Annotated in this window: 24 protein-coding genes; 18 read left to right on the top strand and 6 right to left on the bottom strand. The window is 67.5% G+C overall.

The window, feature by feature from the left end; all coding sequences use genetic code 11:
* Positions 1 to 41 precede the first annotated feature (41 nt).
* From BN2660_RS02415 to BN2660_RS02395, 5 genes are read right to left on the bottom strand one after another with little or no spacing between them, the layout of a single operon-like run.
* A complete protein-coding gene (locus BN2660_RS02415) occupies positions 42 to 464 on the bottom strand; it encodes an Lsr2 family DNA-binding protein (RefSeq protein ID WP_091226796.1) in 423 nt (140 codons plus the stop codon).
* Positions 461 to 784, bottom strand: a complete 324-nt coding sequence (locus BN2660_RS02410; protein WP_091226792.1) for a hypothetical protein — start codon at positions 782 to 784, stop codon at positions 461 to 463. Before BN2660_RS02410 ends, BN2660_RS02415 begins: the two co-directional genes overlap by 4 nt.
* Positions 784 to 1,290, bottom strand: a complete 507-nt coding sequence (locus BN2660_RS02405) for a hypothetical protein (protein WP_176697052.1) — start codon at positions 1,288 to 1,290, stop codon at positions 784 to 786. Before BN2660_RS02405 ends, BN2660_RS02410 begins: the two co-directional genes overlap by 1 nt.
* Positions 1,287 to 1,568 (bottom strand): hypothetical protein, encoded by a 282-nt coding sequence (locus BN2660_RS02400; RefSeq protein WP_091226788.1) that lies wholly within the window; start codon positions 1,566 to 1,568, stop codon positions 1,287 to 1,289. Before BN2660_RS02400 ends, BN2660_RS02405 begins: the two co-directional genes overlap by 4 nt.
* Positions 1,565 to 1,744: a helix-turn-helix transcriptional regulator gene (locus tag BN2660_RS02395; RefSeq protein ID WP_091227102.1), complete on the bottom strand. Its 180-nt coding sequence runs from the start codon at positions 1,742 to 1,744 to the stop codon at positions 1,565 to 1,567. The genes BN2660_RS02400 and BN2660_RS02395 overlap by 4 nt, the downstream gene beginning before the upstream one ends.
* Positions 1,745 to 1,793: 49 nt before the next feature.
* On the opposite strand from BN2660_RS02395, the gene BN2660_RS02390 reads away from it, so the two are divergent.
* From BN2660_RS02390 to BN2660_RS02380, 3 genes are read left to right on the top strand one after another with little or no spacing between them, the layout of a single operon-like run.
* Positions 1,794 to 2,417: a helix-turn-helix domain-containing protein gene (locus tag BN2660_RS02390; RefSeq protein WP_141651218.1), complete on the top strand. Its 624-nt coding sequence runs from the start codon at positions 1,794 to 1,796 to the stop codon at positions 2,415 to 2,417.
* 49 nt (positions 2,418 to 2,466) lie between these two features.
* Positions 2,467 to 3,537 (top strand): tyrosine-type recombinase/integrase, encoded by a 1,071-nt coding sequence (locus BN2660_RS02385; protein ID WP_218054092.1) that lies wholly within the window; start codon positions 2,467 to 2,469, stop codon positions 3,535 to 3,537.
* Positions 3,538 to 3,544: 7 nt separating this feature from the next.
* On the top strand, positions 3,545 to 3,730 hold the full coding sequence (locus BN2660_RS02380) for a hypothetical protein (RefSeq protein ID WP_091226777.1): 186 nt from the start codon (positions 3,545 to 3,547) through the stop codon (positions 3,728 to 3,730).
* Positions 3,731 to 3,788: 58 nt separating this feature from the next.
* On the opposite strand, the gene BN2660_RS02375 is transcribed toward BN2660_RS02380, so the two are convergent.
* On the bottom strand, positions 3,789 to 4,277 hold the full coding sequence (locus BN2660_RS02375; protein ID WP_091226775.1) for a YajQ family cyclic di-GMP-binding protein: 489 nt from the start codon (positions 4,275 to 4,277) through the stop codon (positions 3,789 to 3,791).
* A gap of 187 nt (positions 4,278 to 4,464) precedes the next feature.
* On the opposite strand from BN2660_RS02375, the gene BN2660_RS02370 reads away from it, so the two are divergent.
* From BN2660_RS02370 to BN2660_RS02305, 15 genes are all read left to right on the top strand, one after another.
* Positions 4,465 to 5,673: a sugar ABC transporter substrate-binding protein gene (locus BN2660_RS02370; protein ID WP_091226772.1), complete on the top strand. Its 1,209-nt coding sequence runs from the start codon at positions 4,465 to 4,467 to the stop codon at positions 5,671 to 5,673.
* Positions 5,674 to 5,739: 66 nt separating this feature from the next.
* Positions 5,740 to 7,344, top strand: coding sequence for a maltose ABC transporter permease MalF (gene malF / locus BN2660_RS02365; RefSeq protein WP_091226769.1), 1,605 nt, complete (start codon positions 5,740 to 5,742; stop codon positions 7,342 to 7,344).
* A gap of 1 nt (position 7,345) precedes the next feature.
* On the top strand, positions 7,346 to 8,284 hold the full coding sequence (locus BN2660_RS02360) for a sugar ABC transporter permease (RefSeq protein ID WP_091226766.1): 939 nt from the start codon (positions 7,346 to 7,348) through the stop codon (positions 8,282 to 8,284).
* Positions 8,285 to 8,362: 78 nt separating this feature from the next.
* A complete protein-coding gene (locus tag BN2660_RS16510; RefSeq protein ID WP_176697051.1) occupies positions 8,363 to 8,515 on the top strand; it encodes a hypothetical protein in 153 nt (50 codons plus the stop codon).
* A gap of 113 nt (positions 8,516 to 8,628) precedes the next feature.
* Positions 8,629 to 9,708, top strand: coding sequence for an MFS transporter (locus BN2660_RS02355; protein ID WP_091226763.1), 1,080 nt, complete (start codon positions 8,629 to 8,631; stop codon positions 9,706 to 9,708).
* Positions 9,708 to 10,208, top strand: coding sequence for a hypothetical protein (locus BN2660_RS02350; RefSeq protein WP_255304990.1), 501 nt, complete (start codon positions 9,708 to 9,710; stop codon positions 10,206 to 10,208). Before BN2660_RS02355 ends, BN2660_RS02350 begins: the two co-directional genes overlap by 1 nt.
* Positions 10,209 to 10,268: 60 nt before the next feature.
* Positions 10,269 to 10,916 carry a spermidine/putrescine ABC transporter substrate-binding protein gene (locus BN2660_RS02345; RefSeq protein WP_176697050.1) on the top strand — a complete coding sequence of 216 codons (648 nt, stop codon included), beginning with the start codon at positions 10,269 to 10,271 and terminating at the stop codon, positions 10,914 to 10,916.
* Between the two features lie 125 nt (positions 10,917 to 11,041).
* On the top strand, positions 11,042 to 11,518 hold the full coding sequence (locus BN2660_RS02340) for a DUF2975 domain-containing protein (protein WP_091226756.1): 477 nt from the start codon (positions 11,042 to 11,044) through the stop codon (positions 11,516 to 11,518).
* Positions 11,518 to 11,739, top strand: a complete 222-nt coding sequence (locus BN2660_RS02335; protein WP_091226752.1) for a helix-turn-helix domain-containing protein — start codon at positions 11,518 to 11,520, stop codon at positions 11,737 to 11,739. Before BN2660_RS02340 ends, BN2660_RS02335 begins: the two co-directional genes overlap by 1 nt.
* Entirely contained in the window at positions 11,736 to 15,461 is a 3,726-nt protein-coding gene (locus BN2660_RS02330) for an SCO7613 C-terminal domain-containing membrane protein (protein ID WP_091226747.1), read from the top strand. The genes BN2660_RS02335 and BN2660_RS02330 overlap by 4 nt, the downstream gene beginning before the upstream one ends.
* Before the next feature lie 208 nt (positions 15,462 to 15,669).
* The gene (gene rpsL, locus BN2660_RS02325) at positions 15,670 to 16,038 is read left to right on the top strand and encodes a 30S ribosomal protein S12 (RefSeq protein ID WP_091226744.1); all 369 of its coding nucleotides are present in this window, start codon (positions 15,670 to 15,672) and stop codon (positions 16,036 to 16,038) included.
* Positions 16,039 to 16,043: 5 nt separating this feature from the next.
* Positions 16,044 to 16,517, top strand: a complete 474-nt coding sequence (gene rpsG / locus BN2660_RS02320; RefSeq protein ID WP_045256225.1) for a 30S ribosomal protein S7 — start codon at positions 16,044 to 16,046, stop codon at positions 16,515 to 16,517.
* Positions 16,518 to 16,607: 90 nt separating this feature from the next.
* A complete protein-coding gene (gene fusA / locus BN2660_RS02315) occupies positions 16,608 to 18,725 on the top strand; it encodes an elongation factor G (protein WP_091226741.1) in 2,118 nt (705 codons plus the stop codon).
* Positions 18,726 to 18,872: 147 nt separating this feature from the next.
* Positions 18,873 to 20,066: an elongation factor Tu gene (tuf, locus tag BN2660_RS02310; RefSeq protein WP_067121096.1), complete on the top strand. Its 1,194-nt coding sequence runs from the start codon at positions 18,873 to 18,875 to the stop codon at positions 20,064 to 20,066.
* A gap of 145 nt (positions 20,067 to 20,211) precedes the next feature.
* A complete protein-coding gene (locus BN2660_RS02305; protein ID WP_091226739.1) occupies positions 20,212 to 20,436 on the top strand; it encodes a hypothetical protein in 225 nt (74 codons plus the stop codon).
* Positions 20,437 to 20,970 lie beyond the last annotated feature (534 nt).

The raw sequence follows: 20,970 nt of genomic DNA, 5'->3' as shown, positions 1-20,970 counted from the left end.
CGTGGTGGACGCCCTCTTGGCTCATGCTTCGTTGTTCTCGGTCATGCTGCGGCGCTCCTCATCCATCCCTTGACGAGGAGGGCCTCTGCGGCCTCTCGGAAGGAATCGGAGACGCCCTGAGGCGCGTGTTCGGCGATCGTGGCGGCGAGCTCGTCGCGCAGCCTCAGCCACTCAGCAAGAGACCTCGGCTCTTCGCGCGGCGGCTCAACTGTTGTTGGGGCAGCAACGGATGCCTCAAAGCTCAGACGCCCTGTGCGGACCATCTCTGCCTCCACCATGTCGTCGGCCAGGGCGAAGAGGTCAGGGCGCGCATTGCGGGCCTGCAGCTCGACGTCCGGGTTCGCTTCGAGGTAGCTCTCACGAAGGTGCCGAGAGATGTTCCCCGTCCCACTGACTCGGATGCCGTTCTTCTTCGCCCATGCGCGCACTTCGCCCGGATTCGGCCTGACCTCCGACGCGCTCATTTGCACGCCTCCCGAGCATCCTTGGCCTTCATCGCGGCGACCTCATCGGCGAACAGCGGATCGCTCACGAGTGCCGTGCGGAACGCCGTGTAATTGGCAGGCAAGTCGCGCAACATCGCGGCGACTCCCGCGTACTCGGTGTCGACGTCTTCCGGCTTGTCGATCCACCACTCGTCCCAGTCGGGCATCCACATGGAGATCGGTTCGCCCTGCAGATCGACGGTCAACATCATTCCGTAACCCAACTCGCGCGAGTGATGACTGGTGTCGCTGGCGTGGAGATCGGCGGGCGTCTCGCACCAACCGAACCGGCAGGCCATCAGATGTCCAGCCTCTGGAGCTCAGCGTCCACTTCGGCAGGACGACGTAGCAACTTCGGTTCGGTTCGCAACAACGATGCCGCGGAGATGAGATCCCGGGCGAGGTCGAGCATCGACTGGGAGATGTCGTCGACCTTCTGGCATGCGATCTCGGTGGGAAGATACACGTTGGGCGTGCCCCCGTCCTCGAGGTGCAGTGTTCCGTCTCGCCGCACCTTTCCGACGCCGTACAGCTCGACGTCGCCGATCTCTTTTCTGAATGAGAAGATCGTTCCGTCGAGCTCGCCCTCGATCTCCGAGAAGTCGACCTCATCGGCCCAGGACGGGATCACCGCGGAGATCTCCGGGTGTGCGGCGAGGTACGCCGCGGCATATTCGTCCCAGCCGTCGTCGAGGCGGGTGTGGGGTGGAGTTGCCTCGGTACTCTCCACCCCGGAATCCAACAATGTGGTGCGGGCGTCAGACGGTTCGGATACCATCGGTACAACGGTCATTTCGGATCTCACTTTCTGATGACTTCGCCCTCGACTGAGTTGCCGCTCAGGTCGGGGGCACTTTTCTTGGTTCCCCAGATGTGACCCCTGCGGGACATCCGGAAGTTGAGCTTCGCCAACAACGGGCGGATTGTGTCGACGTCGAGATGGACGCTGGCTCCGTTCTCCCAAGTGACCTGCACAGACCGGCCCATGAGGTTACGGATTGCCGCTTCCCCCGTCGGGTCCTGATAGGTCAGGGAGTAGTAGTCGCGCGATTGATCAGCGCCACTGGGGGTCGGTGAGCTCATCCCGCCTCCGCAAACGCGTCTTCGATGTACTGATCGATGTCCGACTGGCGAAAGACAATCCGGCCGGCGATCTTCGCGTGCTTCGGCGCTGTTCCGCTGTGGATCATCCAGCGGAGCTGGGAAGGGGTACGCCCTAGCCGCTCTGCAGCCGCGTCGACGAAAAGCAGCTTCGTCATTGTCGACGGCTGATCCGCGATCGTAGTCATTTGCTCTCCCATCTATTCTGTGGATGCCACCACGATAACGCATTCCACAGCAACGTGCAACTACCCACTAAATTGTGGGAACATGTTGCTTATGGAAAGAGACGATGAGGCGAACTTCGCGCGGAAGATGGTGGAGCTCCGTGATGGGGCCGGCATGAGTCAGAGCGAACTCGCGCGTCAGATGATCGCTCGAGGCTTCGAGACCTACTCGCAGATGACCGTTAGTCGGACCGAGAAGGGCGATCGACCGATCCGGCTCGGAGAAGCGCGCGTACTTGCGGAGATACTCGGGAGCTCCGTCGACGAAATGACTCGCGGTACCGATCTCGAAGAGTCGCTCAGGATGGCCGACAAGATCCGCGGCAACCTCGTGTCTTCGATGATGCGCGTGGCGGGGGATCTCGCTGACTACACGGAGCTGCTGCACTGGTCTGCAGAGTTCCGGTCGCGGCTCTCACGCTACGACGACGCAGCTGCCCAGGAGGCTCGCGAGGCGCTCGCCGGCTACGAGTTCCCCGCGTCGGTGGTTGCGACGTGGGCGGCCGAGGTCGCGGGAGATTGGACGCGAGATGCGCCTGAGGCGCTCGTCTGGACGGACTTCACTCGCCTAGCGGAGCTTCGAGAGGCCGCGGATGGCAAGTAAGTCGATCGGGCACCCTCGCCGCCCCGTCCTCGGCCCCGATGGGCACTTCGTGCTCAACGAGAAGGGCCAGCGGAAGACTGAGCCGGTCTTGGAGATCTGGCGCGCTCGCTATCGAGACCACGCCGGCAAGGAGCACACGAAGCACGAGAAGACGAAGCGCGCGGCCCAGCGCTGGCTAGACGAGCAGACGGCGGGCCTTGTCACGGGGCAGTGGGCTGACCCGAGCGCGGGTCGCGCAACGTGGGATGAGTGGGTCTCCCGCTGGATGAGCATGCAAGTCTGGGCTGAGGGAACCGCGACGGCGGCGACGACCGCGGTGGAGTCGGTGCCGTGGCGATCAAAGGCGATCCGCGACGTGAAGAACGCCGATGTGCAGACGTGGGTAACGAAGGAGTCTGAGCGCGGGCTCGCCGCCTCGACTATCCGCACGCGCTTGAACTACGTGCAGATGGCGTTCCGGGCGGCTGTCGATAACCAGGTGATCGCGCGCAACCCCGCGAGCCGGGTGAAGACGCCCCGCCTGCGGAAGAAGGAACTTGCGGTCAAGATCCTGACCGCCGATCAGGTGAACGCGGCGCTCGAGGTCGCGGGGGAGTTCCGACCGTTCGTCGCGGCCTGCGTGTTCGCCGGCCTTCGACTTGGTGAGGCCGCGGGCCTGCAGGGCGGCGACATCGACCGAGCCGCGGGGACGATCTCAGTGCGTAGGCAGGTTCAGGGTACGTCGATCCCGACGACGACGATCGTGCCGCCGAAGGCCGGGTCGGAGCGCGACGTATTCGTGCCGGTCGAGCTCATCGACATGTTGAGCTTTTCTGTAAAGCAGGAATTCCTCTTCCGCACGCCGATGGGGCATCTGTTCAACCGGAACAGTGCCGGTGAGGAGTGGCGCCGCATCCGTAGCCTGGCGGGGTTGAGCAGTGACGTGACGATCCACACGCTGCGCCATACCTTCGCGTCGAACTTGATCGCGTCCGGGTGCGATGTGGTGACTGTACAGCGCGCGCTCGGACACTCTCAGCCGTCGATCACGCTGAACACTTACAGCCACCTGTGGCCGTCCGCGGAGGACAAGACTCGGGCGGCGACGACCGCCTTCATGGCACAAGTCATCGCTATCTGAGGAACAGGTGGGGGAAGCGGACGAGGAGCAGGCCGCGCGCCTCTTCTTGTGTCAACGTGCCCAGCGGGTCGATGCGCTCGAGAAACTCGAGGGTGCTCTCAATCGCGTCTTCGCCACCGACCGGCTGCACCGCTCGCGGGCTCACGAGGGCTTGCAGCTCCTCGCGAACCACGCGACGGACGAGCTGTTCTAGATCGCGTTGCGGACTGGGCGCGGACTCGGGCACGTAAACCCCAGGTCAGAGCGATGGCTTACCGGTAGTTGATGAACTGCAGGGCGATGTCGAGGTCGGAGCCCTTGAGCAGCGCGATGACCGCCTGGAGGTCGTCGCGGCTCTTGGACTGCACGCGCAGCTCGTCGCCCTGGATCTGGCTCTTCACGCCCTTGGGGCCCTCGTCGCGGATGATCTTGCCGATCTTCTTCGCGTTCTCAGAGGAGATGCCGTCCTTGAGCGTCGAGACGATGCGGAACTCCTTGCCGCTCGCGAACGGCTCGCCGGATTCGAGGCTCTTGAGCGAGATGCCGCGCTTGATGAGCTTCGACTGGAAGACGTCGAGCACCGCCTTGGCGCGCTCCTCGGTGCCGGCGATGATCAGGATCTGCTCGCCGCTCCAGGCGATGGAGGCGCCGGCACCCTTGAAGTCGTAGCGCTGCTCGATCTCCTTGCGTGCCTGGTTCAGGGCGTTCTCGGCCTCCTGGTGATCCACTTTCGAGACGATGTCAAAGGAACTGTCAGCCATACCTGAAGTGTATCGACACCGCGGTTTTCACGCCTCTATGGAAGCGTTTCCATGACGTTGCATGCGACGCCACGCGGTCACAGGTTGATATCAAGCCGAGTTTCCATTGCGAATCACCTCGATCTCGATGCATACTGTAAGCGCTTGCAGTCCTGCAGGCCATCAGCATTCAGAGAGGCACACACCAATGAAGGTGAACAAGAGGGGCATCGTCGCCGCCGGCGTCATCGCGATCGTTTCGACTCTTTCCCTGGCAGGCTGCTCGACCCCGTCCGAGGGCGGCGACTCCTCCGGCGGCGAGGGGGGCAGCGCGCTGACCGTGTGGGTCGACGCCGAGCGCGTCGATGCGCTGCAGGGCGCGGCCGATTCCTACGAAGAGAAGACCGGCGTCAAGGTCGAGCTCGTCGGCAAGTCCGTCGACGACATGAAGGACGACTTCATCCAGCAGGTCCCGACGGGCAAGGGCCCCGACGTCGTCATGGGCGCTCACGACTGGCTCGGCGAGCTCTCGACCAACGGCGTCGTCGCACCTCTCGAGCTCGGCGACTCGTCGGCCGACTATCTTCCCGTCGCCCTCCAGGCGGCGACCTACGACGGCACCGTCTACATGCTTCCGTACGCCGTCGAGAACATCGCGGTGCTCCGCAACGCCGACCTCGTCCCCGAGGCTCCGACGGGCTTCGACGACATGGTCTCGAAGGGCGCGTTCGTGGTCGAGCAGGGCGCCGAGGGCAACCCGTACCACCTGTACCCGTTCCAGACCGCCTTCGGCGCCCCTGTCTTCGGCACCGACGCCTCGGGCAGCTACGACCCGGCCGACCTGCAGCTCGGCAGCGAGGGCGGCTTCGCCTTCGCCGACTGGCTGGCAGCGCAGGGTGCGGCGGGCACGCTGAACACCGACATCGACGGCGAGATCGCCAAGCAGCAGTTCCTCGACGGCACCGCGGCCTTCTGGCTGACCGGCCCGTGGAACGTGGGCGCTGCCGTCGACGCGGGCATCAACGTCGCCATCGACCCCGTGCCCAGCCCCACCGCCGAGACGGCGTCGCCGTTCGCCGGCGTCAAGGGCTTCTTCGTCAGCTCCGAGTCGAAGAACAAGGTCGCCGCGAACGACTTCCTCGTCAACTACATCGGCACCGAAGAGGTTCAGCTCGACCTGTTCGAGGCCGGCAACGTCCTGCCCGCGCTGACCGCGGCCGCCGACTCCGCCGCATCCGACGCGATCATCGCGGGCTTCCAGGCTGTCGGCGCGGACGCCGTCCCGATGCCGGCAATCCCGGCCATGGGCTCCGTCTGGGAGTTCTGGGGCGTCGCCGAGGCCGCGATCATCAACGGCTCCGACCCGGCGTCGACGTGGCAGAAGCTCGTCGACGACGTCACCGCCGCCACCGAGTAAGACACCCAGCACCATCCCTGCCGGGGCGGACCTCGTCCGCCCCGGCAGCTCGACGACGGGGACGAGATGACACAGACCGCTGAGCCCACGGCTCCACTGACCACGCGCCAGCGCCAGGCTGCCAGGATCGCAGAGGCCGCATCCGGCCCGATCGGCTGGCTGCTGCTGAAGATCCTGCTGCTGGCGATCGTCGACGCGATCGCGCTCTACGCGGCGTTCGTGCTGTTCGGACAGCAGGAATGGCTGGTGCTCGGCCTCGTGGTCGCGGTCACCGTCGTCGTCAACTACATCTACTTCTCCCGCAAGCGGATCCCGGCGAAGTATCTGACCCCTGGCATCATCTTCCTGGTCGTCTTCCAGGTCTTCACCCTGCTGTACACCGGGTACATCGGCTTCACGAACTACGGCACCGGCCACAACGGCACGAAGGACCAGGCGATCTCGTCGCTGCTCGCGTCGGCTCAGGAGCGCGTCGAGGACTCGGCGACCTATCCCGTCACGGTCGTCGAGCAGTTCGGCACCTACGGACTCCTCGTCACCGATCCGGAGTCGGGTGACGCGCTGCTCGGCACCTCGGAGCAGCCGCTGCAGGAGGTCGACGCCGAGTTCGAGGGCGACCGCGCGGTCGCGGTCGACGGATGGACGACCCTGCAGCTCGCACAGGTCTTCACCCTCTCCGCGGAGCTCGAGAAGCTCTCGGTGCCGTTCAGCGACGATCCCAACGACGGCAGCCTGCGCGCTCCGGACGGTCAGAGCGGGTACCTGTACGTATCGACGCTCGAGTACGACGCGGATGCCGACGCGATCACCGACACCACGACCGGCACGGTGTACTCCGACACCGGCGAGGGCGCCTTCACCGCCGAGGACGGCGAGCAGCTCCTGCCGGGATGGCAGACGACCGTCGGCTTCGACAACTTCGTCCGCGCCGTGAGCGACGAGTCCATCCGGGGTCCGCTGGTCTCGGTGACGATCTGGACGTTCGTGTTCGCGCTGCTCTCGGTCGCCACCACGTTCTTCCTGGGGCTGCTGCTCGCGCTCGTCTTCAACAACACGCGGATGCGGTTCCGCAACGGCTACCGGATCATCCTGATCCTCCCGTACGCGTTCCCCGCGTTCCTGTCGGCCCTCGTCTGGGCCGGGATGATGAACGAGAGCTTCGGCTTCATCAACCAGGTGATCTTCGGCGGTGCCGAGATCCCGTGGCTCACGGATCCGACTCTCGCCAAGGTCTCGGTGCTCCTCGTGAACCTGTGGCTCGGCTTCCCCTACATGTTCCTCGTCTGCATGGGAGCGCTGCAGGGGATCCCGGAGGACGTGAACGAGGCGGCCGTGATGGACGGCGCGAACCCCTGGCAGGTCTTCCGTCGAATCAAGCTCCCCCTGCTGCTCGTGACGGTGGCGCCACTGCTCATCTCGTCGTTCGCGTTCAACTTCAACAACTTCAACCTCATCTACATGCTCACCAAGGGCGGCCCCCGCTTCGACGACGTGAGCATCCCCGTGGGGCACACCGACATCCTCATCTCGATGGTCTACAAGGTCGCCTTCACCGGCCAGACACGCGACTACGGTCTGGCATCCGCCTTCACCATCATCATCTTCATCGTGGTCGCGACGATCGCGATCATCAGCTTCCGCAAGACCAAGGCCCTCGAGGAGCTGAACTGACATGAGCACCACCAGCACCGTCACCTCCGAGCGCACCGCCTCCCGGCGCGACGTGGCGCAGCAGCTCCCCGCGCCCCGGCGCCGCAGTGCCGGCGCCTGGTTCGCCGACACCGGATGGCGGCACGTGGTCGCCATCGTGGTGTGCGCGTTCGCACTGTTCCCGCTGCTGTACGTCGTCTCGGCATCCCTGAACCCGAAGGGCACGCTGACCGGCTCGAACCAGCTGTTCTCGGCCTTCGGCATCGACAGCTACGTGCGCATCCTCAGCGATCCGCAGAACCCCTACGCGAAGTGGTTCCTGAACACGCTGGTCATCGCCGTCGTCACGGGTGCCGTGACGGTGTTCATCGGCGCCCTCGCCGCCTACGCGTTCTCACGCATGCGGTTCGCGGGACGTCGCATCGGCCTCGTCACGATCGTGGTCGTGCAGATGTTCCCGCAGCTGCTCGCGGTGGTCGCGATCTTCCTGCTGATGTCGACGCTGGGGGACTGGTTCCCGGCGATCGGACTGAACACCCACACCGGCCTGATCCTCGTCTACCTCGGTGGCGCGCTCGGCGTGAACACGTACCTCATGTACGGCTTCTTCAACACGCTTCCGATGGAGCTCGACGAGGCGGCCCGTATCGATGGAGCCGGCCACGCCCGGATCTTCTTCACGATGATCCTGCCGCTCGTGGCGCCGATCCTCGCGGTCGTCGCGCTGCTGTCGTTCATCGGCACGGTGAACGAGTACGTCATCGCGAGCGTCATGCTCGTGGACGTCGATCAGCAGACGCTCGTCGTCGGTCTGACGAAGCTCGTCGCCAACCCGCGCTACGCCGACTGGTCGGCGTTCTCGGCCGGCGCGGTGATGGCGGCGATCCCCGTCATGATCCTGTTCCTGTTCCTGCAGCGCTACATCGTGGGCGGGCTGACCGCCGGTGCCACGAAGGGCTGAGGCGCGTCCCCCGGCGAGGGGGGCGTCCTCTCGGCGTTGCGACGTCGACGGTGCCCGCAGCGGTTCTAACGTGGGGGTATGGCACGGGTGGGGGGACGCAATTCGGTGATGAGCTGGATCGCCGGGATCCTCTGCACCGGCGTGATCGTCGGGCTGTTCTGGTTCGCGATCCCGATCGTCCCGGCCCTCGTCGCCTTCGTCGGCGACACGCTGCGATCCCTTCTCGGGTGACCCCCTCGCGGCCAGTGATCACGCGGTATCACGACACGTCGGCACGCCTGCGTCGGGGCATGGGCGGGCGGCGGTAGCCTCGCAGAGCACACATCCGATGAGAGGCGCACCCCATGAGTGACCCCGTGGTTCCCCAGCCCGAGCGGCCGAAGGACGTCGACGACGTCGTGGTCAGCGCGAACGCTGGTCTCGACGCGGCCGAGGCAGCGCGTGCAGATTCCCCCCGCACTCCGGGGGAGACCGACGCGACGGATGCCGCCGCGAAGCCCGCCGCCCCCGCAGCCGACCCCGATCTCGCCGCCTTCGAGGCCGCCGAGCGCGACCACCCCGGCACCTTCGCGACTCCGGCGCTCAACGATCTCGCCGCCGCCGACCGGGGCTCGGATCGCGACGCGGACCTGCGTTCCGACCGCGACTCCGGCCTGCGCTCGGACCGCGACGCGGACCTGCGTGACCGGAACTCGACGGACGCGGATGAGACGGCGGTCTACACCCCGCCGCGCGCACACCAGGACCACGAGGAGTCCGCGATGGCGGGCGCCGCGTACGCACCTCACGACGCCGACACCCGCATCGTCCCGTCCGAGCCGACGACGTCGGAGCCCGTGTTCGCTCCGGCCCCGCAGCAGCAGCCGATCTTCGTGCAGGCCCCCGAGCCGCCGCGTGAGCGCGGCAACCGCGGCACCGCCGGAGCGATCGGACTCCTCGCCACCATCGCATTCGCGATCCTCTACCTCGGCGCCACTCTCGGCCTCGGCGCCGTCACGGGCGACGTCACGGGTGAGAACATCGCCGAGTCGGCGCTCGCGCCCCTGACGACCTGGGGCTTCTGGGTTCCGGTCGTGGTCTTCTTCCTCGGGTTCTGGCTCCTCGGCGCCTTCATCAACCGCGGACGCTGGGGCCTCTGGGTCGTGTTCGGCATCATCGTGGGCGTGATCGCGTACGCCGGTCACATCCTCGGTCAGCTGTTCGAGGCGCCGTTCTGGCTGCTCTCGGCGCGCGAGGGCGGCGAGCTCGTCACGGCCCAGCTGCTGGCCCCGCTCGCCATCGCCGCGTTCGTGTTCGCCCGTGAGCTGACCATCTGGTTCGGTGCGTGGGTCGCCCGCAGCGGTGCACGCAAGACCGAGCTGAACGCCGAGTCGCAGCGCGAGTACGAGCGCACGCTCGAGGCCGGCCCGACACTGGCGAGGTGATGACCGGCACCTCTTCGCCGAACCCCCGCGGGCCCGAGTCCGCGGGGGTTTCGGCTGTCCTGGCACTGGTCCTCGCCACCATCGGCTTCTTCGCGCTGGCGATCTTCGGACTCGGAGCCCTGACCGTCGCGACCGACGCCGACATCATCGGCGTCCCGGGGCTCGGTCAGGTGCCCGGGGCGGTCGGCATGGTCGTCGCGGTGCTCGCCTTCGCCCTCGCGCTGTGGGTGGCGCTGCGGCGGCCGCATCCGTCGTTCCTCTCCGTCCCGGTGATCGCACTCTCGGCCGCGCTGGCGCATCTCATCGCCGTCTGGGTCGGCGTCGGCGTGCAGTCGGGCGACCTCATCGTGGCGACGGTGGTGGCCGGAGACCTGGTGCAGGGCGGCGCGAGCGTCGTGCTGCTGCTCGCGGCGGCGGTGGCGGGTTGGGCCGGGGTCGCGCTCCGCCGAACGAGGGCTCAGCAGCCGCGGTGGCCGTGGGAGCGTGACGACGACGAGTAGCGCCCCGCCGCCACGCCGGAAATCGCCGCGAGAGGCATCCGTGCCCCGTACGCTCTAGGTGTGGAGCGCTCATTGGAGACGCAGGTCGACCAGGCCGTGCAGGCCTGGCTGCGTTGGGTGCCGCGCTGGGAGCCGGCGACCCATCGAGGGCGGGTCGCGCCCTGCCGTCGCTGTCTCGGCTCGCCCATCCTGTCGGCGGCCGGCATCGCGGGCAACACCCCGCACGGCGTGCAGCACGGGCTGTCCACGCGCATCAAGTCGATCGTCGACCACGCGGTTGCCGAGTACACGGCCCGCAACCTTCCGGTGCTGAAGCGCGAGCTCGATCAGCAGGCGGCGCGGAACAGGGCGCGCGCCTACCGGCCGTCCGAGGACCTCGATCCCGAGTTCGACGGGATGCCGCTCGACCCCGATCCCGTGCCGGGGGCGCCCTTTCTCTTCACGATCGCAGGGATGGCCGACGATGCGGCGGCCGAGCTGCCTCCGCTCCCGCCGCTCAGTGACGAGGCGAAGGCGGCCCTCCGGCAGGAGGTCGCTCTCGCCGACGAGTACGCGAACATGGTGGGCCGCGAGATCTGCGGCATCCTGCTCCGCCACCGCATCTACATCCAGGCGGCGATCTCGCAGCACGTCGAGCCGCAGATCGAGGCGATGCTCGCCGAGCTCACGGAGTCCCTCGACTCGCCGTTCGACCCCGACACGATCTGACCCTCGGGGCTGTCAGGCGTGGTGACCTGGTGATCGGCTGAGAGACGCCGATCGCCGTTGCGAGACGACTCGCGAAATGGATATCGTTTTTCGATAGATATCCATTGCTCATCGATAGGGCCGCTATGCATCCTCGTGTCTCCCGCACCCTGAAGGCGCTCATCGTCGTCCTCCTCGGGCTCCTGCTGACCAGCCAGATCGTCGTGATCCCCGAGGTCGCGCACATCACCGCCCTGCGGAATCCCGACGTCGCGCAGCTCGAGGTTCCGGGCATCATCGGCGCCGTCCTCTTCCTCGGCCTGGTCGAGGTGACGCTCGTATGCATCTGGTTCCTGCTCTCGCTGGTGCAGGACGACCGGATCTTCCGCGTCGAGGCGTTCCGGTACGTCGACGTCATCCTCGCCGCGCTGGTGTCCGCGGGGGTGCTGATCCTCGCCGCCTACGCGGTGATCCTCGCGAGCCGGGCCGTCTCCCTCTCCCTCACCCTCCTGGCCCTCCTCGGCATCGTGGTGAGCGCCGCGCTCGCCCTCCTCGTCGTGGTGCTGCGCGGGCTGCTGCGCAAGGCCCTCGAACTCGAGCACGACCTCTCCGAGGTCGTCTGATGCCGATCGTCATCGATCTCGACGTGCAGCTCGCGCGCAAGAAGATGAGCGTGCAGGACTTCGCCGACGCCATCGGCATCACCCCGGCGAACGTCGCCGTGCTCAAGAACGGCAGGGCCAAGGCCGTGCGGTTCACGACCCTCGAGGCCATCTGCCGGGTGCTCGACTGCCAGCCGGGCGACATCCTGCGCTGGGAACCCGACGGCGAGGACGAGGCGTGAGCCGCGTCGAGACCCAGGCGCCGACGTCCTGGGGAGAGTCCGTCGCGCAGCGCCTGCTCGACTCCCGCGCGTGTCCGGTATGCACCGGGCCTCTGGACGGCGGATGGTGCACCCGGTGCGGCTCCGACCTCCGGGGTGAGGTCGGCACCGAGGTGTGGAACGCGTCACTCGCCGCCGCCGACGCGGTGCGTGCACGCGAAAGCCTGCTTCGGCGGGTGCCGACCGTCTCCCGATCGGCGGCGGCCCCGACCCTGGGCACGACTCGGCCGTTGACGGGACCCGCGCTGAGGGCACCCGCGCCGCCGGCTCCGCCCGCCGCGGGTACGCGGGCCGCGGACGTCGGCGACCCGCAGGGGAGCGCGACGCTGCAGTCGGTGCTCGCGACGGCCGGTGCCACCCTCTTCGCGGTGGCTGCGATCGTCTTCACCTACTTCAACCCCGATCTCGCCGACCGCGCGCTGCGCAGCGTGATCGTCGGGCTCGTGACCGTGCTCTTCCTCGGCGGCGCATGGCTGCTCTCCCGGCGTGGACTCCGCTTCTCTGCAGAAGCCGTCGGAGGTCTCGGCCTCGTCTTCGCCGGGCTCGACGTCCATGCGGTCGCGCAGCTGGCCGCGCCCGGCATCGATCCGTGGCTCACGTCCGCCGGCGCGACCCTCGCCGCCGGTGCGGTGATGCTGCGGGCGGGGGTGCGCCGCGGCATCCGGATCTGGCAGTGGACGGCGGTGCTCGCGCTGGCGAGCACTCCGGCGATGCTCGGAGCTGCGGGCGGCACGGGGCTGACCCGCGCCGTCGGGGCGATCGGCGTGGCCTTCGCCGGTGCAGCGATCGTCGAGTGGATCCGCGTGCCGAAGGCCGAGCGGATCACCCTCACCGTCGTGCAGCTCCTGGCGAGCCTCAGCGCACTGGTCATCGTCTGGCGCATCGAGACCGTGGACGGACCCGGGTTCCTGCTGACGGTCAGCGGGCTCCTGGCACTGGTCGCCGTGCACGCGGGCGTCGCGGCGCGGCATCTGCTCTCGCGACTGTGGGCGTTCGGAGTCGGCGCGATCGGCTCCGTCGCGATGATCGTCGCCGCGTACGCGGGGATCGCCGCCTGGCCCGACGGCAGCTCCTGGATCTTCGCGATCATCCCGGCCGCCGCGGCACTCGCCCTCGTGCTCGTGGGCGCTCTTCTCCCGCTCCCGCGTGCGGTGCCTCGTCGCGTCGTCGCGAGCGGATCGCTGGCCGTGCTCGCCATGCCCACCCTGCTCGTGCTCGTTCCCGCGGGCATGACCGGCGTCGCCACGGTCGGCGACTTCGTCCGTGGGGCGTCGGGTGCCTCGGTCGTGGGGATGACGGGGTGGAGCGTGCCCCTCGGCCTGCTCGCCCTCGCCGCCGGGCTCGCGGGGTTCAGCGTGCTGGCCCGGCGACGGATCGGCATCCGCTCTCTCGCCCCCGCCACCTCGCGCATCGCGCTCTGCGTCGCGCTCATCGCCGTGCTGGTGATCGGATGCGGGGCACTGCTGCCGCTCCCGTGGGCGATCGTGGTCCTGGCGGTGAGCGTCGTCGCGATCTCGGCCGCTCTTCAGCGCGACCTCGACCTCGGCATGCCGACCGGAGTGCGCGCGATCCTGCTAGTGGGGGCTCACGTCGCGCTCGTCGCCGCGGCGATGATCTCGTGGCGCGACGTCGACACCGTCGCCCTCTCCGGCCTCGGCATCCTCCTGGCGCTCGCCGCACTCGCGGCCGTGATCCCGGTCGGCTGGCGATTCCTGCACGTCGCCGCGGGCTTCGCCTACGGACTCGTGCTGCTCGCGACGGCACTGGGCCAGGCAGGGATGGGCGATATCGCTCGACTCTGCGTGACCGCATCCGCCGGTCTGCTGGTGGCGATCGCCGCGACCTACCTCCCGCTGATCGGTGCGAGGGCGTGGCAGGCGGTGCTCGTGGTCTCCGCCGTGCCCTTCGGCATCGGCGTGCTGCAGGTGGTCGCGGAGCGCAGCGGCTGGACGGCACTCTCCACCGGGCTGATGTTCGTCCTGGCGCTGTCGCTGCTCCTCACCCGGCGGCCGGGGCTCACCGCCGTCGTGCGCACGCTCGCGGCCGGATTGCTCGTGCCGACGCTCGCCGTCGTCATCGTGTGCCTGGGTGCTCAGCTGCTCGCGTCGAGCGGGTCGCCCGTCGTCCTGCCCGTGATCGCGGTGCTCGTCGCGCTCGTGCTCGCGTCGAGCGCGCTGATCCGCTCGGCGCTGGTGGGCCGCGGGCTCCCGGTGGCGGCCGCCGACGCGGCGCGCGCGGCGATCGAGGCGTCGTCGCTGCTGACCGGTGCGATCGCGACGGGACTCGCCCTCGCACGCGAGGCCGCCGGACTCGGCACGACCTTCCTCGTGCTGCTGATCCTCGGCCTCGGAGCCGTCGCCGCCGCCGTGTTCGCATCTCGGCGCCCGGCGTGGGCCGTCGCGGGGGCCGCCTTCACCGGCGCGCTCTGGTGCGTCTGGGGCATCGCGGGCGTCGATCTCCTCGAGGCCTACCTGCTGCCGCCGACGCTGGGTGCGGCCGTGGTCGGCGTTCTGCTGACGTTGCGCGGCGGGCGGGGGAGCGGACTGTATGCCGCGGGTCTCCTCATCGCCGTCGTGCCGCTGCTGGCGGTCGTCACGGTGTCGCGCGGCGACACGACGGCCGCCGCGCTCGGCGCCTGGCGCGTCGTCGGTCTGCTCTCGGCGTCCTGGGTGCTGCTGGCGCTGGACGCCGCACTCGGACGCGGAGCGCGAGGCCCGCGGATGCGCAGGCTCCGCGTGCTCCGCCTCCCGACACTCGTGACCGCGGGCCTCGCGGCGCTGGTCGGTGCGATCCAGGGCGTGCGCTGGGGCATCGGCGCGGACGAGGTGGCGCTGCACGGCGGGGCGCTCTTCCTCGCCTGCCTCGGCGTCAGCGGCCTCGGGGCCGCGGCGGTGCTGCTCGCCGGCAGGGGAGTGCGGGCAGCGGCGCCGCCCGCCTCGGGGCTGCGCTCCTCGCGCTGGCTCTCCGCACCCGGGGCGCTCGCTCTCGCCGCGGGGACGTGGTTCGCCATCGAGCGCGACTGGTCCTCCATCTGGGCGATGTGGGCGCTGATGCTGGGGTACCTCCTCGTCATGGTGCTGACCGCGCATCGGCTCCGCCGGCGAGGCACGACGCTGCCTCCGGTCTGGTTCCTCTTCGCGATCGCGTTCGTCACGGCGATCGTCGCCTGGAGTCCTCGCGATCTCCGCGTCGAATGGTTCTCGCTCCCGCTCGGAGCGATGCTGCTCGTGGCCGGCGCGCTCGCGATGCGTCCGAGCTCGGAGACGGACGACGAGGGCGATGCGCCCGTGAGACGAGGGACTCTCGACAGCTGGCCTGGACGATGGAGCGGCTCGTGGCCGCTGCTGGCGCCGGGACTGGTGACCATGATGATCGCCTCGATCGTGTCGACCTTCACCGATCCTCTGACCTGGCGGGCGATCCTCGTCATGGTGCTCGCGCTGGCCGCACTCCTGATCGGATCACGAGGACGCCTGGCGGCCCCGTTCCTCCTCGGACTCGTGGTGCTCCCGATCGAGAACGTCTTCGTGTTCTCGGTGCAGATCGGCCGGGGCATCGAGTCGATGCCCTGGTGGATCACGCTCGCGGTCATGGGCGCCGTGCTGCTCATCATCGCCGTCACGGCCGAGCGGCGCACGGGGGAGAGCGGCTCGGTGGCGGCGAGGATCAGGGATCTGCGGTGACATCGTCGCTCATTTGACCGTCACGTTACGCGGCATTACACTTGATCAGGTGTGTGCACGTCTTCGCGTGCGCGCTGGGCGTCGGCTCCATAGCCGGTCCGCCCCCACGGCATACCCATCACACCAAAAGCTCGTCGGTTCCGGCGTGCCGGTGGGTCATGATGTGAATCCATCACGCTGTCACCGTGCAGCACTATGAGGAGAGAACGTGCCAACCATTCAGCAGTTGGTTCGCAAGGGTCGCTCGCCCAAGGTCACCAAGACCAAGGCGCCCGCACTCAAGTCGAACCCGCAGCAGGCCGGGGTCTGCACCCGCGTCTACACCACCACCCCGAAGAAGCCGAACTCGGCGATGCGCAAGGTCGCTCGTGTGAAGCTCCGCAACGGCACCGAGGTCACCGCCTACATCCCCGGTGAGGGACACAACCTGCAGGAGCACTCGCTGGTGCTCGTGCGCGGTGGTCGTGTCAAGGACCTCCCCGGTGTCCGTTACAAGGTCGTCCGTGGCGCCCTGGACACCCAGGCCGTCAAGAACCGTAAGCAGGCTCGCAGCCGCTACGGCGCGAAGAAGGGCTGAGTCCAATGCCTCGTAAGGGTCCCGCCCCCAAGCGTCCCGTCGTCAACGACCCGGTATACGGCGCTCCGATCGTCAGCCAGCTGGTCAACAAGATCCTGGTCGACGGCAAGAAGTCGCTCGCCGAGTCGATCGTCTACAACGCCCTCAAGGGCGTCGAGGCGAAGAACGGCGGACAGGATGCCGTCGCCACCCTGAAGAAGGCGCTCGACAACGTGCGCCCGACTCTCGAGGTCAAGAGCCGCCGCGTCGGTGGCTCGACCTACCAGGTGCCGGTCGAGGTCAAGCCGCACCGCGCGAACACCCTCGCGCTGCGCTGGCTCGTGAGCTACGCCAAGGGTCGTCGTGAGAAGACGATGACCGAGCGTCTCCAGAACGAGATCCTCGACGCGTCGAACGGCCTCGGCGCCGCCGTCAAGCGTCGTGAGGACACTCACAAGATGGCCGAGTCGAACCGCGCGTTCGCTCACTACCGCTGGTAACAGCTTCGACAGGCTCAGGAGCCCACCACGTTCCTGAGCCTGTCACCCCCCTCTTCGCAGTACGACTGCACAAAAGATAAGGACACTCCTGTGGCACAAGACGTGCTCACCGACCTGAGCAAGGTTCGGAACATCGGCATCATGGCTCACATCGATGCTGGCAAGACCACCACGACCGAGCGCATCCTGTTCTACACGGGCGTCAACCACAAGCTCGGCGAGACCCACGACGGTGCGTCGACCACCGACTGGATGGAGCAGGAGAAGGAGCGCGGCATCACGATCACGTCTGCCGCCGTGACCTGCTACTGGAACAAGAACCAGATCAACATCATCGACACCCCCGGCCACGTGGACTTCACGGTCGAGGTCGAGCGCTCGCTCCGCGTGCTCGACGGTGCGGTCGCTGTCTTCGACGGCAAGGAGGGCGTCGAGCCCCAGTCCGAGACCGTCTGGCGTCAGGCCGACAAGTACAACGTCCCCCGCATCTGCTTCGTCAACAAGATGGACAAGCTCGGCGCGGACTTCTACTTCACCGTCGACACCATCATCAACCGCCTCGGCGCCAAGCCGCTGGTCATCCAGCTGCCCATCGGTGCGGAGAACGACTTCATCGGCGTCATCGACCTCGTCGAGATGCGCGCGCTGGTCTGGGCGGGTGACTCCAAGGGTGACGTCACCATGGGCGCCTCCTACGAGATCCAGGAGATCCCGGCCGACCTCAAGGAGAAGGCGGACGAGTACCGTCAGCAGCTCCTCGAGACCGTCGCCGAGACCGACGACGCACTGCTCGAGAAGTTCTTCGGCGGCGAGGAGCTCACCGTCGCCGAGATCAAGGGCGCGATCCGCAAGCTGACGGTCGCCTCCGAGATCTACCCGGTCCTCTGCGGCTCGGCGTTCAAGAACCGCGGCGTCCAGCCGATGCTCGACGCGGTCGTCGACTACCTGCCGAACCCGCTCGACGTGGGTTCCATCGAGGCGCACGACCCCAAGGACTACGACACGATCATCGAGCGTCACCCCGACGCGAAGGACCCGTTCGCAGCCCTCGCGTTCAAGGTCGCGGTGCACCCGTTCTTCGGTCGTCTGACCTACGTGCGCGTCTACTCGGGTCAGCTCGACTCCGGTGCCGCGGTCATCAACTCGACCAAGGGCAAGAAGGAGCGCATCGGGAAGATCTTCCAGATGCACGCCAACAAGGAGATCCCGGTCCCCTCGGTCACCGCCGGCAACATCTACGCGGTCATCGGCCTCAAGGACACCACCACCGGTGACACCCTGACCGACCCGGCATCGCCCGTCGTCCTCGAGTCGATGACGTTCCCGGAGCCGGTCATCGAGGTCGCCATCGAGCCGAAGACCAAGGCCGACCAGGAGAAGCTGGGTGTCGCCATCCAGAAGCTCGCTGAGGAGGACCCGACCTTCCGCACGGAGCTCAACCCCGAGACCGGTCAGACGACCATCAAGGGCATGGGCGAGCTGCACCTCGACATCCTCGTCGACCGCATGAAGCGCGAGTTCAACGTCGAGGCCAACGTCGGAAAGCCCCAGGTCGCGTACCGCGAGACGATCCGCAAGGCCGTCGAGAAGCACGACTACACCCACAAGAAGCAGACGGGTGGATCGGGCCAGTTCGCGAAGATCCAGTTCAACATCGAGCCCCTCGATCTGGACGACGAGAAGACGTACGAGTTCGTGAACGCCGTCACCGGTGGTCGCATCCCGCGCGAGTACATCGGCTCGATCGACGCCGGTTTCCAGGACGCGATGAACGTCGGCGTGCTCGCCGGCTACCCCATCGTGGGCGTCAAGGCGACCATCGTCGACGGTGCCGCGCACGACGTCGACTCCTCGGAGATGGCGTTCAAGATCGCCGGCTCCATGGGCTTCAAGGAGGCCCTGCGCCGTGCGAACCCCGTGCTGCTCGAGCCGCTCATGGCCGTCGAGGTCCGTACGCCCGAGGAGTACATGGGCGACGTCATCGGCGACCTGAACTCGCGTCGTGGCCAGATCCAGTCGATGGAGGACGCCGCCGGCGTCAAGGTCGTCCGTGCGCACGTCCCGCTGTCCGAGATGTTCGGCTACATCGGCGACCTGCGCTCGAAGACCTCGGGCCGTGCCGTCTACTCGATGGAGTTCAACAGCTACGCTGAGGTGCCCCGCGCCGTGGCCGACGAGATCGTCCAGAAGCACCAGGGCGGCGAGTAACGATTTCTGGGAGCCGGGTTCCGGCCCGGCTCCCAGGTCACCTACAACTTCACATTCCCTCTCTACTAAACTGAGAACCTAACCCGTAGAGATCCGGTCGCAATCCAGTGCCCGGACACCTCTACACGACGTCCTGAGGAGGACCAAGTGGCTAAGGCCAAGTTCGAGCGGACCAAGCCGCACGTCAACATCGGAACGATCGGTCACGTCGACCACGGCAAGACCACGCTCTCCGCAGCGATCTCGAAGGTGCTTGCTGACAAGTACCCGTCCGACACCAACGTGCAGCGCGACTTCGCTTCCATCGACTCGGCGCCGGAAGAGCGCCAGCGTGGTATCACCATCAACATCTCGCACATCGAGTACGAGACCCCGAAGCGCCACTACGCACACGTTGACGCCCCCGGCCACGCCGACTACGTCAAGAACATGATCACGGGTGCAGCGCAGATGGACGGCGCGATCCTCGTCGTGGCGGCCACCGACGGCCCCATGGCTCAGACGCGCGAGCACGTGCTGCTCGCCAAGCAGGTCGGCGTCCCCTACCTGCTCGTCGCGCTGAACAAGAGCGACATGGTCGACGACGAGGAGATCCTGGAGCTCGTCGAGCTCGAGGTCCGCGAGCTGCTCTCGAGCCAGGGCTTCGACGGCGACAACGCTCCCGTCGTGCAGGTCTCGGCGCTCAAGGCGCTCGAGGGCGACGAGAAGTGGACCGAGAAGATCCTCGAGCTCATGCAGGCCGTCGACGACAGCGTGCCGGACCCCGAGCGTGACCGCGACAAGCCGTTCCTGATGCCCGTCGAGGACGTCTTCACGATCACCGGTCGTGGAACCGTCGTCACCGGCCGCGCCGAGCGTGGCACGCTGGCCATCAACTCCGAGGTCGAGATCGTCGGACTCCGTCCGACCGTCAAGACCACGGTCACGGGTATCGAGATGTTCCACAAGCAGCTCGACGAGGCCTGGGCCGGCGAGAACTGTGGTCTGCTGCTCCGCGGCACCAAGCGTGAGGACGTCGAGCGCGGTCAGGTCATCGTCAAGCCGGGTTCGGTCACGCCGCACACCGACTTCGAGGGCACCGCGTACATCCTGTCCAAGGACGAGGGTGGCCGTCACAACCCGTTCTACACGAACTACCGCCCGCAGTTCTACTTCCGCACCACCGACGTCACCGGCGTCATCTCGCTGCCCGAGGGCACCGAGATGGTCATGCCCGGCGACACCACCGACATGACGGTCGAGCTGATCCAGCCGATCGCCATGGAGGAGGGCCTCGGCTTCGCCATCCGTGAGGGTGGACGCACCGTCGGCGCCGGTACGGTCACGAAGATCATCAAGTAAGCATCTGCTTCCTGGCACAGGGGTCGGACCTTCGGGTCCGGCCCCTTCGTCGTACCCCGGTGCCTCTCTATCGGCGGGGGACGGGCTCGTGCAGAATGTACGTGCGCCGGGCATCCGCCGCATCCATCGAACAAAGGGGGCCCGCATGGGTATCGAGGAGAACGTCGGAAACGCCGTCAACAGGGGCAAGGACCTGTACGAGCAGAACAAGGACAAGCTCGCCGAGGCCGTGAAGAGCGAGCAGGCCGAGGACGTCAGCGACAAGGTGCTCGACGGCGTCGCCGACTTCGCAAAGAAGATCGCACCGGGCGCCGCGGACAAGATCGACGAGATCCGCGAGCAGGCCGACAAGGCCGTCGGCAACCAGTAACGCGACTCGCGCCTGAGGTCGGAGCGGCGGCCCCCCGAAGGAGGGGTCGCCGCTTCGCTGTATCCGAGACCCGGTATTCCGGGCCGTGGTATCGCGTTTCGTGACGAGGTTCCCGTAGACTGAATGCCGACCGCCTGGGGATCTTGCGGTCAGGGATGTCGAAGGGGTTCGACCTCCCGAAAGTTCGCGGTTCGCCGCGTTGAACTGGGGAAGCGATTTTGGGGATCATCGTGCGACGCGCGCACTCTGTGCGCCTGAGCGTCTTCCCGCCTGCGCGGCGGTCCTTCCGCCGCGCCCTCGGTCGAGGAAGCCGGCGTCCCTTCACGCCGGACTCCTCGCGTTCGGTGTGCCCCCTCGCACTGAACGCCCTCCCCAAGCGGGGCGAGGCATGGGGATGCCTCGCCCCGCTCTCTCGGGCCTCCTAACCCGCCCCGAGTCGGCCCCGCGAGCGGGCGCTGCCGCGACCCACAGCGGATGCTCAGCCGCCGCGACACGCCCGGGTTTGCGCAAGTGAAATCCGCCGTGGCAGAATAG

Origin of the sequence: Microbacterium sp. 3J1 (assembly GCF_001049495.1) — a bacterium.
In the GTDB taxonomy this organism is placed as follows: Bacteria; Actinomycetota; Actinomycetes; order Actinomycetales; family Microbacteriaceae; genus Microbacterium.
This window is presented reverse-complemented; position numbering and strand designations above follow the sequence as displayed.